General features: G+C 65.3%; 8 protein-coding genes. 5 read left to right on the top strand and 3 right to left on the bottom strand.

What is annotated here, in order from left to right:
- The first annotated feature begins 25 nt into the window (after positions 1 to 25).
- From J7I79_RS17260 to J7I79_RS17240, 5 genes are read left to right on the top strand one after another with little or no spacing between them, the layout of a single operon-like run.
- Positions 26 to 1,039 carry a hydroxyacid dehydrogenase gene (locus J7I79_RS17260; RefSeq protein WP_214955283.1) on the top strand — a complete coding sequence of 338 codons (1,014 nt, stop codon included), beginning with the start codon at positions 26 to 28 and terminating at the stop codon, positions 1,037 to 1,039.
- Positions 1,040 to 1,097: 58 nt separating this feature from the next.
- Entirely contained in the window at positions 1,098 to 2,366 is a 1,269-nt protein-coding gene (locus J7I79_RS17255; protein WP_214955281.1) for an ABC transporter substrate-binding protein, read from the top strand.
- Between the two features lie 2 nt (positions 2,367 to 2,368).
- The gene (locus J7I79_RS17250) at positions 2,369 to 3,295 is read left to right on the top strand and encodes a carbohydrate ABC transporter permease (protein ID WP_214955279.1); all 927 of its coding nucleotides are present in this window, start codon (positions 2,369 to 2,371) and stop codon (positions 3,293 to 3,295) included.
- Positions 3,295 to 4,242, top strand: coding sequence for a carbohydrate ABC transporter permease (locus J7I79_RS17245; RefSeq protein ID WP_214955271.1), 948 nt, complete (start codon positions 3,295 to 3,297; stop codon positions 4,240 to 4,242). The genes J7I79_RS17250 and J7I79_RS17245 overlap by 1 nt, the downstream gene beginning before the upstream one ends.
- Positions 4,243 to 4,247: 5 nt before the next feature.
- Positions 4,248 to 4,952, top strand: a complete 705-nt coding sequence (locus J7I79_RS17240; RefSeq protein WP_251042930.1) for a hypothetical protein — start codon at positions 4,248 to 4,250, stop codon at positions 4,950 to 4,952.
- Between the two features lie 696 nt (positions 4,953 to 5,648).
- Here the strand turns inward: J7I79_RS17240 and J7I79_RS17235 are convergent.
- From J7I79_RS17235 to J7I79_RS17225, 3 genes are all read right to left on the bottom strand, one after another.
- Positions 5,649 to 9,593 carry a family 43 glycosylhydrolase gene (locus tag J7I79_RS17235; protein WP_214955269.1) on the bottom strand — a complete coding sequence of 1,315 codons (3,945 nt, stop codon included), beginning with the start codon at positions 9,591 to 9,593 and terminating at the stop codon, positions 5,649 to 5,651.
- Positions 9,594 to 9,802: 209 nt separating this feature from the next.
- Positions 9,803 to 11,494, bottom strand: a complete 1,692-nt coding sequence (locus J7I79_RS17230; protein ID WP_214955267.1) for an alpha-amylase family protein — start codon at positions 11,492 to 11,494, stop codon at positions 9,803 to 9,805.
- Positions 11,491 to 12,474 carry a TIGR03885 family FMN-dependent LLM class oxidoreductase gene (locus J7I79_RS17225; RefSeq protein ID WP_214955266.1) on the bottom strand — a complete coding sequence of 328 codons (984 nt, stop codon included), beginning with the start codon at positions 12,472 to 12,474 and terminating at the stop codon, positions 11,491 to 11,493. Before J7I79_RS17225 ends, J7I79_RS17230 begins: the two co-directional genes overlap by 4 nt.
- Positions 12,475 to 12,662 lie beyond the last annotated feature (188 nt).

Raw genomic sequence — 12,662 nt, 5'->3', positions numbered from 1 at the left:
AGAACCCGAAGGGAGGATCCCCTCAATGTCGCTCAAGCCCCAGGCACTGCTGGTCATGAATAGCGGAACCTTTGCCGACCAGTTCGATTCCGCGCGACTGGAGCGGCTGGCAGGACTGGTCGACCTCGGTGGACAGCAATGGACGGATTCCCTGGACGCGCCGGAACTTGCCGGGTGCCTGGAAGAGGTGGAGATCCTGCTCACCAGTTGGGGAGTTCCCCGGCTCACTGCTGAGCGGTTGGAGCGCATGCCCAAGCTGCGGGCCGTCTTCCACTGTGCAGGAACAGTCCGGAGCTTCGTCAGCGACGAGCTGTGGGAGCGCGGCATCCTGGTGACGAACGGAGCGGACGCCAACGCGATCCCGGTGGCCGAATTCACCTTCGCCTCGATCGTCCTCGCAGGCAAGAAGGCCCACGTCCTGGCCAACGATGCCCGCACTTTCCGTACTGACTGGAGCTACACCACGGCCCGCGGCGAGCTTGGCAACATCGGCCGCACGGTGGGCGTCATCGGCTTCTCCCGCATCGGCCGCAGGGTGGTCCAGCTGGTCCGGCAACTCCAGGACGTGACCTGCCTGGTCAGCGATCCCCACGCGGATCCGTTTGAGGTGGCGGCAGCCGGCGGCACGCTGGTGACGCTTGAGCAACTCCTGCCGGTTTCCGACGTCGTCACCATTCACGCACCGGCACTGCCGGAAACCCGCCACATGATCAGCACACGGGAGCTTCGCGCCATGAAGGACCACGCGACGCTGATCAACACCGCCCGCGGCTCGCTGGTTGACACGAAAGCTCTCGAAGCCGAGTGCGCCACCGGACGCATCGTTGCGCTGCTGGACGTCACGGAGCCCGAGCCCCTGCCCGCGGACTCTGCGCTGTACAACCTCCCGAATGTGATTATCACGCCCCACATCGCCGGCTCCCTCGGAACCGAAACCCGGAGGATGTCCGATGCCGCCCTGGATGACCTCGAGCGGTACCTCGCCGGCAAGGACCTCCTGGCCCAGGTAGTACACGAGGACCTCGGACTCAGCGCCTAGGCCCCGCCCCACCCAGCCGCACGTGCGGCAGACCCAACCCCCTCAAAAGGAGAACGCAATGAAGCGCACAACCCTCGCCGCGATCGCCCTGGCGGTGACTGCAGGGCTTGGCCTTACCGGCTGCGCCGGTCCCGCCGAACCCCAGGCCGCCGAAGGCAAGACCCGGCTGACCGTCTCGGTCTGGAACTACGAGGGCACCCCGGAGTTCAAAGCCCTCTTCGACGGCTACGAAGCTGCCAACCCCAACATCGACATCGAACCGGTCGACATCCTGGCAGACGACTACCCGCAGAAGGTCACCACCATGCTTGCCGGCGGCGACACCACCGACGTGCTCACCATGAAAAACGTGATCGATTACTCCCGCTATGCCAGCAACGGCCAGCTGCAGGAGATCAACAGCGTGGTAGACACGGTGGGCAAGGACAAACTCGCGGGCCTGGACGCGTTCGACATCGACGGCAAGTACTTCGCCGCACCGTACCGGCAGGACTTCTGGCTGCTGTACTACAACAAGGACATGTTCAAGGCTGCCGGACTTGAGGACCCGAAGGACCTGACCTGGGAGAAGTACTCGGAGATCGCCAACAAGCTGACCACCACTGCTGACGGCAAGAAGGTGTATGGCACCTATCACCACATCTGGCGTTCGGTGGTCCAGGCCATCGCGGCAGCGCAGAACGGCGGGGACCAGGTCAGCGGAGACTACGGCTTCCTTGAGGAGCAGTACAACACTGCCCTGGACCTGCAGAATAGCGGCGCCACCCTGGACTTCGGTACGGCGAAGAGCCAGAAGACCAGCTACCGCACCATGTTCGAGACCGGGCAGGCTGCCATGATGCCCATGGGCACCTGGTACATCGCCGGCATCCTGCAGGCCAAGAAGGACGGCAAGACCAACGTCAACTGGGGCCTGGCGCCGCTGCCGCAGAAGGACTCCGACGGCAAGGTCACCACGTTCGGGTCTCCCACCGCGTTCGCAGTGAACAGGAACGCCGCACACACGGATGAGGCCAAGAAGTTCATCGAGTGGGCGGCCGGCGAGCAAGGCGCCAAGGCCATCTCCAAGATCGGCGTTGTGCCGGCCCTGCAGAACGAGTCCGTCACGGCGGAGTACTTCAAGCTGGACGGGCTGCCCACCGACGAGCTCTCCAAGAAAGCCTTCGCCCCGGACGAGACCGCCCTTGAAATGCCGGTCAGCGACAAGTCCGCTGCCACGGACAAGATCCTCAACCAGGAGCATGACCTGGTCATGGTGGGCGAACGCTCGGTTGCCGACGGCATCACTGAAATGGGCAAGCGCGTCAAGGACGAAGTCCTGAAGTAATCATGACTACAGAAACAATCACCCAGGCTCCTGCCCCCGTGCACAGCCGCGGCAACAGGAAGCAGGCCAGGCGCAACACGCTGATCGGCTGGACGTTCATCCTTCCGAACTTCCTGGGCTTCCTGGCCTTCACGCTCATCCCCGTCCTGGCCGCTTTCGCCCTCTCCTTCATGGAATGGACCTCGTTCAGTGCTCCCCGCTGGGTGGGCCTGGCCAACTTCCAACGCATGATCGCCAGCGACTCGTTCTGGGTGGCCCTGCGCAACACCGTGGTCTACGCCCTGGGCCACGTGCCGCTGACCATGGCGCTGGCACTTATCCTGGCCATGCTGCTGAACCGCAAGCTCAAGGGCATCGGCTTCTTCCGGGTGGCCATCTTCTTCCCGTACATCACCTCACTGGTAGCGGTCGCGGTGGTCTGGAACATGCTGTTCAGCCCGGACAGCGGCCCCATCAACCAGTTCCTGCACGGGATCGGCATCGCAGAGGCACCCGGCTGGACCTCCAGCTCCGACTGGGCCCTGCCCGCCGTCATCATCACCAGCGTGTGGCGCGACATGGGCTACTACATGGTCCTGTATCTGGCCGGCCTGCAAGCCATCCCCGCCGAGCTTTATGAGGCCGCCGAAGTTGACGGCGCCAGCGCCTGGCAGCGCTTCTGGAACGTCACCATTCCGTCGTTGCGGCCCACCACCTTCTTCGTGGTGGTCATGCTGACGGTGTCCAGCTTCAAGGTGTTCGACCTGATCGTGGTCATGACCAACGGCGGACCCGGACGTTCCACCACGGTGCTGTCACAGCTGATCTACCAGGAGGGCATCGGGGAAGGGAAATTCGGCTACTCATCGGCCATTTCGCTGGTCCTGTTCCTTATCGTCCTGACGGTCACCGTCCTGCAGTTCAAGATCCAACAGCGGAGGGAACGCTGATGACCCACATGGCCGAAGACCTCAAAGCCGATGAGCTCAGGGCCGGGGCGCCGTTCATCGGGCCCGGCCCGGCACAGACTCCGGAAGACCGCCGTCGTACCCAGCGCAAGCGCTCCACGCGCGAACAGAAGAAGCGGACCGCCAACGTCATCATCTACGGCGTCCTGGCGGTGCTGGTCCTGGCGCTCCTGGTGCCGTTCATCTGGATGCTCTCCTCCTCCCTGAAGGAGAACAACCAGGTCCTCACGGTCCCCATCCAGTGGATCCCGGCCGAGTTCGTCTGGAGCAACTACACGGATATCTGGACCCGCATACCGATGATGGGCTACCTGCAGAACTCGCTGTACCTCGCGGTGATCATCACCTGCCTGCAGGTCCTCACCGGGTCCCTCGCGGCCTACGGATTCTCCAAGGTCCGCTTCCCGGGCCGCGACGTGCTCTTCCTCTGCTACATCGGCACCATCGCCGTGCCGTGGCAGGCCTACATGGTGCCGCAGTACATCATGATGCAGCAGCTGGGACTGACCAACAGCTTCAACTCGCTCATCCTGCTGCAGGCGTTCGGCGCCTTCGGTGTGTTCCTGATGCGCCAGTACTACATGACCATTCCCGATGAACTATGCGAGGCCGCACGCATCGACGGACTCAGCGAATACGGCATCTGGGCCCGGGTGATCCTGCCCCTGTCCAAGCCGGCCCTCGCCAGCCTGGCGCTGCTGACCTTCGTCAACACGTGGAACGACTACATGGGTCCGTTCATCTACCTCACCAGCAACCGCCTCTGGACCGTCCAGCTGGGCCTGCGCTCCTTCGTGGGCCAGTTCGATGCCGAGTACGCCATGATCATGACCGGCTCCGTGATCTCCGTGATCCCGATCCTCATCATCTTCCTGATCGGCCAGCGCTACTTCATCCAGGGCATCGCCACGAGCGGGATGAAGGGGTGACCTCCTTGGCAGGGCAGAAGCCGCTCCGGCGGAGCCGGACCGGACGTTTTTCCGGGCCGGGATTCGAAACCTTCGGAAGCATCTTCGGGTTCATCTACACGTTCCTGGCCGGGAACGTCCTGCTGGCCATGGCCAACACACCGTTGGTGCTTTGCCTCGCCCTCGTGGCCGACCCCGCAGCCGCCTGGCCGTTCTTCCTGGCGCTCTCGGTCACGGTGGCGCCGTCGCTCGCCGGCATCTTCGCCGCCTTCCGTGCACTGAACGACGACGGCGGCGCGGTCAAGCCGGTTGCCGCCTTCCTCCGGGGATACCAGCGCAGTTTCCGGCGGGCCGCACCCCTTGGATTGGCAGCGCTGGGTGCCCTTGTTTTCCTCGGCGTGGACCTGGCGGTTGTCCAGGCCATGCCGGCCGCGGCGGTCCTCGTGCCTCTGATCGTCGTAGCGGCCGCCGTCACGGTCAGCCTTACCGTGACGGCGATCGCCGGCGTCGTACTCCTGCCGGAGGCGACGCTGAAAAGCATCCTCAAGGCATCCCTGTATCTGGCCGTCCAGCGCTGGTACCTGAGCCTGGCCATGCTGGTCCTGCTGGGCATCATCGTTTCAGCTGCTGTCCTCCAGCCCGTGATGGGCGTCGCGCTGGCACCGGCGCCGCTGCTCTTCGTGGTCTGGAGCAACGCCGCGTACGCCTACCACGCGGCCATCGGGAAGTAGGCTTCGCGGTCAGCCCGGCCTGCGGAAGGGAAGCGGAAGCCCAAGGGGCCGACGATCCCAATACACACGCATGTACTCGTTGTTGTGAAGGGCGTAACTTGTGAATCACAAGCGATGGCACCATCACGAGCGGAGGTCGTCAACAAGTGCGCACGCCGACGTCCTATGTAGCTTTCCTGGCTCTTGGATTTAGCCTGTGCAGCTGCTCGTATGAAAATCCTGCCCCGCATGAGACTTTACGGACCGGTGGATCATCATCCACTACGGCCGCTCCGACACCCACATCCTTCACAATGGACCCCGGATACGTTCCTGGCCTGTGGGGAGACCTGGATGGCGAAGGCGGAGTCAGGCTTCTGGAAGAACGGGGCCTAAAGTACCGTGTGCTGGAGTCCCTTGGCCCCGGTAGCGGTTATGGCAGCGGAAAAGAAGTGGACATCAGCGCGGGCCTTCAAGGGTGGAAGATCCAAGGGACCCTGCCTACCCCCGGAAAGAGCGTTGATGTGAAGGCTGGTGAACCGGTCCTAATCTACGTCGAGCGAACGACACCTTCGGCTTCCGTCTCTCCTTGAGGTTCAGCTGTGGTCGACCACCATCGAGAATTCGTCCTGCCGCGCCTCATGCCAGCCATGTTCGTAGTCGTCGGACGTCCGCCCGTCAGTCCTCCAGAAGGACTGACGGGCGGCCGCTCCTGGTTCAGTTCTTGACCACCATGATCCAGCTCAACTGGACGTCGTTGGCGGTGGTCGGCGCCAGATTGACGTTGAGCTTTCCCGCCGCGTCCGGGGACTGGCCGGCATAGGTCACCGTGGTGTCCGTTCCGCCGATCCGCTGGCTGGCGGACACCACCGTGCCGTTGATGCTGATCCTGGCCGCACGCGTCGGTGCCGACGAGGCCCACGGGTCAAAGAGGCCCACGTACACCGTGTACTGGCCGGGATCCAGCGCTCCGAACACGTAGGACAGGTCCTTTCGGGTGGCCGTCCTGGTGACGTAGCGCAGGGTGGAGAACATCGAATTTCCCGACGTCGTGGCGGTGCCGGGGTTGTCATAGCCCCACCACTTGCCCGTGGCCGGATCGGCGCCCAGCGGCTGGTCCTTCACCGAGTTGGACAGCGGGCCGAGGGCGGACACGGCGTCCCGCAGTTCGGCGTAGTCAGCGGTGTCGGCGCCGCCGGGATCGGCCAGGTAGACCGTGCCGGCCGGCACCACCAGGACACTGTAGTTGGTGCTCCTGCCGTTGGAGGCGAAGGTCGCCGTGACAGTGGCTGTGCCCGGCGTGCTGAACGCCGCGCCGCTCCAAGTGACTGCCGTCGTCGTCGTTGTTCCGTTCTGGGTGATGGCGGCGGTGGCGGGCAGCGCCGCGGGGCCGGCCCCGAGTGCCACCTGCCGCGGGACGTCCATCTGGACGCTGAATTTTCCGCGGTTCTCGAGGTCGGACAGCTTCCAGGTGTCGTGCCAGTCGAAGGTGAGTCCGCCGTTGGCGTCGAACGTCATGGGCAGCCACACCTGGGGTGCATTGGCAAGGTCCGACGGCGTCCAGCGGTCGCCCATGTAGATGAACTTTCCGGCGGCCGCGTCCACCGGGATGACGGCGGTGCTCTGCGAGGAGAACGTGGTGTTGGCGTTCGGACCCGCGGCCGGGTTGCCGTGCTGCGTCCAGGGCCCGATGGGGGACGCCGCCGTGGCGTAGCGGGCCGGATTGGCTGTCCAGCCCGTGGCTCCGGACGTGATCATGTAGTACGTGCCGTCGTACTTGAACATGGCAGGGGCCTCACGCTGCTGGCCCTGGAAGCTGCGGCTGAAGTCCACCCCGTTCACGGACCGCGACGGCGGCACATTCAGGTACATGTAGCTGGCGTTGAGCCGCGAAACGTACATGGTGCGGTTCTCCTCGCTTGAGTAGACGATGTACCCGGTCTGGGCTGCGTCGTCATCCTGGAAGAGGTTCATGTCCCGGGCCATGCCCAGCTGGGACGGGTGCTGGTTGTCCGGATCGTCCGCAGGGATCTGGTCCAGGCGGTAGCTGTCCACGTAGCGGAACGGCCCGAACGGAGAGTCGGACACCGCGACGCCGGCCTGGGCCTTGGCATACTGCGCGTTGGAGGTGGCGGATGGCCCGTCGGCGTGGACCCACAGGACCCACTTGCTGGTGGCCTTGTTGTAGATGACCTTGGGGCGTTCCAGGACCACTGCCCGGCCTTCGGAGTTGCCGGAGCCGTTGCTGTCCAGATCGCGGAACACGGCGTCCTTCTCGTGCTCCGTGTAGTCGGCGTACAGGGCCGTGAAGTACGGGTCATTGTCCAACTGCGCGCGGGAAGTCAGGGCCTTCAGGGCCAGCCCTTCGTCCTTCCAGTTGTAGAGGTCGTAGGAGGAGTAGGCGTGCACTCCGGGCATGGGCTGGTAGCCGTTGGACCGGTCTTCGCCGTACCAGTAGTAGACGGTCCTGCCGTTGGCGTCCTTGGTCGGGATGACGTGGCCGCCATGGGCCTGGATGGCCTTGGCGTTGTTGTCCAGCCAGGGCTGCCCCGGCCGGAAGGAATCGTAGTTGACCAGTTTGCGCAGGCCTTTGGTGGCGGCGTCGATCGCCTCGTAGGACGCCTTGACGGCGGCCGCATCCGTGGACGCAGCGTCCACCAGCGACTGCGCCGCAGCGGTCTTCTGCTTGAGTGCATCAACGCTGTCGGCCGCGTACAGGGACGCCTGTTCGGGGCTCAGGCTGGCCTGGCGGATCTTTTCGGCGAGCAGTTCCGTGGTGTAGTCCAGGGGTTTGCGGACCAGGACGAAGTTGAGGGCCGGGTCATGGAAGGTGTTGGTGCGGCCTGCCTGGCTGTGGGCCTGCAGGTTCAGGGTGCCGTCCGTAACCTGCACTGTGACCGTCTTTTCCAGCGCGGTGTTGCTTGCGGCGGCGGTTCCCACGATTGCGCCTTCGGCTATGAGGTCCATCGTTCGGCCGCCCCAGCCGCCGGGCAGCTTGAAGCCGAACGTGACGTCGTAGCTGCCGTTGGGCAGGTCGAAGTTGTACTTCACCGCGCGCTGGTCCAGCACGGAACCGGCAGGCGGGGCGTCGTACAGGATGGAGTCGTACTTTCCCGTGCTGCTGTTGGTATTGGCCTTCGGGTTGGAAAACGCGTCGGAGACGTAGCCCCAGCTGCCGCCGGTCTTCGCGTCAGTTCCCAGCGGCTGGTCTGAGCGGGACTGGAAGATGCCCTGCGTGTCCCCATCGGCCACGGTCTCCGTCACTGCTGCGCCGCTGTTGGCGAAATAGAGCACGCCGTTGGTGGCGACCAGCTGCGCGAGGGTCGGTTCCGGGAATCCCGCCGGAGCCTCTTCGGCCGCCACCGCGGGGGCTACCGGGAGCAGGAGGGAAGCGCCGACGGCGGCAGCCAGTGTTGCTCCTGCTGCGCGCCGGGCACCGGCCCGGCTCGGGATCCAGGCTGCTGTGCCGCGCAGGCGCGAGGAGCGGAAGGCGGCGAAGCCGGCTGCCCCGAGCAGTGCCACTCCGAGCAGTGCCACCCCGAGCAGTGCCAGCCCGAGGACTCCGGCGGCGGGCAGGGCTGCCCCGGAGGCAGCCGTTGACAGGAACGAAGCCGCGGTCAGCTGCGGCGGAAGGGCTGCTGCCGGGCCGGACATCGGAGCGGCGGCAGCGCCGCCGTCGTCGGGCCGGGTGAACAACACGCTGTGCGCCTCGCCGGCAGCCAGCGCCACCACCTTGGTGCCCAGGCCGGCGGGGAGCGTGCTTTGGCCCGCATTGTTCTCGCCCCAGGCGAAGACCTTGCCGGACGCCGTGGCCGCCAGGCTGTGGAAGCCGCCGGCCGCAATCGCCGTGACTTTCTCGGAACCGAGTTCCGCCGGCACGTTGAGCTGGCCGTACGTGTTGTCGCCCCAGGCCAGGACCTTGCCGTCGGCGCTGAGGGCGAGCGAATGCTTCACGCCTGCGGAGATCGCACCGATGGTGGCGGTTTTCACGGCCTCCGGAAGCTCGAGCTGCCCGAAATCGCTCCGGCCCCAGGCCGTGACTTTGCCGTCCGAGGTGAGGGCCAGGTTGAAACCGGCGCCGGTTGCGGTCTGTTTGACCTGCTTGCCCGCCAGTTCAGGGGGGACGTGGTTCTGGGCAAAGGCGTTGTCTCCCCACGCGACAAGGGTCCCGTCGGTTTTGCGGGCGAGGGAATTGCTGCCGCCGGCGGAGATTCCCTGGACGCCGGCCTGGGCGCCGGCGGGAACGGTTGCCTGTCCGGCGGAGTTGCCGCCCCAGGCGGCCACGCGGCCGTCGTCGGACAGGGCGAGGGAATGGGTGGCGCCGGCGGCAACGGCCTTGAATCGTGTCTTGCCGGTGTCCGGGAGCGTGGTCTGCCCGGCGGTGTTGGAGCCCCAGGCGAGGAGCCGGCCGGGCTGCGTCAGGGCAACTGTGTGGGCGTTGCCCGCCGCCAGCTGCACGACGGGGTCGTTCTTGTAAGCGGCGGGGAGGGTGGTTTGCCCTGCCGTGTTGGCGCCGAAGGCAAACAAGTACGTGGGTTCGGATGTGGGGGAAGGCGCTGGCGCCGGCATGTCGCCGGCAGTCGCGGCGCCGGCGCCTATGTGGCTCGTGGCAGCGATGACCAGGGCTGCCAGGGCAGCCTTGAGTCTCGGGCGAAGCATCATCGGTTCTCCAAGGGTGAGGTGAAGTTGGGTGTGATTCCACTAGCGTCCCGGGCTGGGGAACCGGGCTGGAATCCAAACTATTCGGACAACCCGCACTTTTCAATAGCTCTTATTAAATGGTTTGAAATAAGTGCGCGGAGGCTGCCCGGGGTTTGCAGCCGTCAAAGAAACCGCCGCTCAGCAGGCTGGCCAGAGCCGGCTGTCGGGTGTCAGATCCGGCGGTCCGTTGGCCGCTGGATCCGGAACCAGCGGTAACCGTAGCGTTCCAGCTCCAGCTCGAATCCGCCGTCGTCCGCCAACGCGATGTTTTCGCCGTCGAGCAGGTCCAGCAGGATGGCTGCGCCGAACGTCTCCTCCGGATCTTCCGGCGACGAAACCCGTGCGGTGACGGAGGCCGGCTGTGCGGCCATGTTGTGGGCCAGGACCAGAGTTGAACCGGCGCGGGTGCAGCTGTGCAGGAGCACGCCCGGATTGGGCTGCTTGATGAGTTCGAAGTCGCCCCAGCTGAGCTCGGGACTTTCCCGGTAGCTTCGGATGAGCGCGGCGATGAAATTCCACAGCGAGTCCGGGTCACGTTTGGCCCGGGCGGCGTTGATGTTCTTCGGCCCGAAGTAGCCGTCGACCACCTGGGCCACCAGCTGGTCCGCCGGCGCCGTGGAGAATCCGCCGGTTTCCGTGTCATTCCACTGCATCGGGGAGCGTACGGCGGAGCGGCCCTTGGCCCGCAGGTCCTCTCCCATCCCGATTTCCTCGCCGTAGAAAAGGACCGGGGTTCCGGGGAGGGAGAACATCAGCGAATACACCATGCGGATCCGGGCGGGATCGCCGTCGAGCATCGGGGGCAGGCGGCGCCGGAGCCCCCGTCCGTACATCTGCATGTCCGGGTCCGGGCCGAAGGCGGCAAAGACTTCCGCCCGTTCCTCGTCGCTGAGCTTGTCCAGCGTCAGCTCATCGTGGTTGCGGACGAACATGGCCCACTGGTTGTCCGGGTGGATGGCCGGCCTGCCGGCCAGGGTCTTGGCCAGCGGCCGCGCATCCTCCCTGGCCAGCGAGAGGTAGATGTTCTGCATTGAGAGGAAGTCGAACTGCATATTGAGTTCGTTTCCGTCCGGCCCGCCGAAGTACTTCAGCTGGTCCTTGTACGGCAGGTTGACCTCGCCCAGCAGGATGGCGCTGCCGTTCCGCCTGTTGATGAAGCTGCGCAGCGCTGCCAGATAGTCGTGCGGGTCGATCTTTCCCGCATCCTTCCTGGACACGCCCTGCAGCTCCAGGAAGAACGGCACGGCATCCAGCCGGAAGCCGTCCAGCCCCATCTGGAGCCAGAATCCCATGGACTTGGCGATCTCGTCCCGGACCTTCGGGTTGGCGACATTCAGGTCCGGCTGGTGCTTGGCGAACATGTGCAGGTACCACTCGCCGGTGGCCTTGTCCTGGGTCCAGATGGATGTTTCCTCACCGGGGAACACCACCTGTTCCGAGGTGTCCGGGGGAGTGTCCTTCCGCCAGACGTAGTAATCGCGGTAGGGGTTGTCCACCGACTTCCGGGATTCCTTGAACCAGGGGTGCCTGTCCGAGGTGTGGTTGATGACGAAGTCCGCGATGACGCGCATTCCCCGGTCCTTGGCCGTCCTGATGAACTCCACCACGTCGCCCAGGGTGCCGAGCCTGGGATCGACGCCGTACATGTCGGTCACGTCGTAGCCGTCGTCCCGGTCCGGTGACGGGTAGAACGGCATGAGCCAGATGCACGTGACACCCAGGGCCGCCAGGTAATCCACGCGCTGGATCAGGCCGCCGAAGTCCCCGGTGCCGTCGCCGTCGTCGTCGAAAAAGGTTTCCGGATCCAGGCAGTAGATCACAGCGTTCTTCCACCACAGGTCGGAGGTCTCCGCAATCCTCACGCTGTCACCTCGCGGGAAGACTTCTCCCGCAGCCGGGGGAGAACGTGTTCAGCGAACGCCCCGATGAAAGGCTTCTGCTCCTGCCCCACGAAGTGCAGGTACAGTTCGTCGAAGCCCAGCTCCGCGTATTCCTGGAGCCAGATGGCGTGCTGCTCGAAGCTGGACGAGATGTTGACTGCCTTGCGCACCTGGTCCTCGCCGACGTCGGTGCTGACGCCGTCAAAGTGGGCGGCGGTGGGCAGGTCCCAGGGGATGGGCGGGGCGAAGACGTTGGAGCGCCACTGGTCCATGGCAATGGAAATCGCATCCTGCTCCCGCGGCGCCCAGGACAGGTGGATCTGGAGCACTGCCTTGCCCCGGCCGCCGTTGTCCCGGTAGGCGGCGAGCATTTCCGTCAGCTTCGCGTGCGGCTGGTTTACCGTGACCAGCCCGTCTGCCCATGTCGCGGCGCGCCGGGCGGTCTCCACGCTGATCGCCGGTGCGATCAGCGGCGGCTTGGTCTCCGGAACGTCCCAGATGCGGGCCTGTTCAACGGTGACCAGGCCGTGGTGGGTCACCTCCTCGCCGTTGTGCAGGCGGCGGATGACGTCAACGCACTCCTCCAGGCGCTGCTGGCGGGTCTCCTTGGCCGGCCACGCGTCGCCCGTGATGTGCTCATTCATGTTCTCCCCGCTGCCCGGCGCCATCCAGAACCTGCCTGGAAACATGTCCGCCAGGGTGGCCGAGGCGTGCGCGATGATGGCCGGGTGGTAGCGCTGGCCGGGAGCCGTGACCACGCCGAAGCGGAGGGACGTAGTGGCCAGTGCCGCGCCCAGCCAGGACCAAGCGAAGCCGGAATGGCCCTGCCGGGCGGACCAGGGCTCGATGTGGTCCGAACACATGGCCGCGTCGAAGCCTGCCTGCTCCGCCAGTTGGACGTCGTGGAGCAGTTGGCCAGGGCTGATCTGTTCATGCGATGCGTGAAAACCGATAGTAGCCATCGTTAATGTCTACCGTCGGCGTGGGGGAGTGTCGAGGAAAACTGGGGGGCGGCTTGAAACTATCCACGCCCGGAACCGGCTTGTGCGGGGGATCGTGCCGCGGCACTCCGGCGGAGCCGGATCTTTCTGCATAGACTCTAGCCAGTACCGACTCGGGACAGCGATGGCCCGGGACAGCGATGACGCTG

The sequence above is a fragment of the Arthrobacter sp. ISL-69 genome (assembly GCF_018613775.1).
GTDB lineage: Bacteria > Actinomycetota > Actinomycetes > Actinomycetales > Micrococcaceae > Arthrobacter.
Note: the sequence above shows the minus strand (reverse complement) of the source record. Positions and strands in the feature narration are given on the sequence as shown.

Bases quoted from the DNA above. Each gene is read 5' to 3' on its own strand.
- J7I79_RS17250 (WP_214955279.1), top strand. From the start codon at position 2,369: ATGACTACAGAAACAATCACCCAGGCTCCTGCCCCCGTGCACAGCCGC.
- J7I79_RS17260 (WP_214955283.1), top strand. From the start codon at position 26: ATGTCGCTCAAGCCCCAGGCACTGCTGGTCATGAATAGCGGAACCTTT.
- J7I79_RS17225 (WP_214955266.1), bottom strand. From the start codon at position 12,474: ATGGCTACTATCGGTTTTCACGCATCGCATGAACAGATCAGCCCTGGC.
- J7I79_RS17245 (WP_214955271.1), top strand. From the start codon at position 3,295: ATGACCCACATGGCCGAAGACCTCAAAGCCGATGAGCTCAGGGCCGGG.
- J7I79_RS17255 (WP_214955281.1), top strand. From the start codon at position 1,098: ATGAAGCGCACAACCCTCGCCGCGATCGCCCTGGCGGTGACTGCAGGG.
- J7I79_RS17235 (WP_214955269.1), bottom strand. From the start codon at position 9,593: ATGATGCTTCGCCCGAGACTCAAGGCTGCCCTGGCAGCCCTGGTCATC.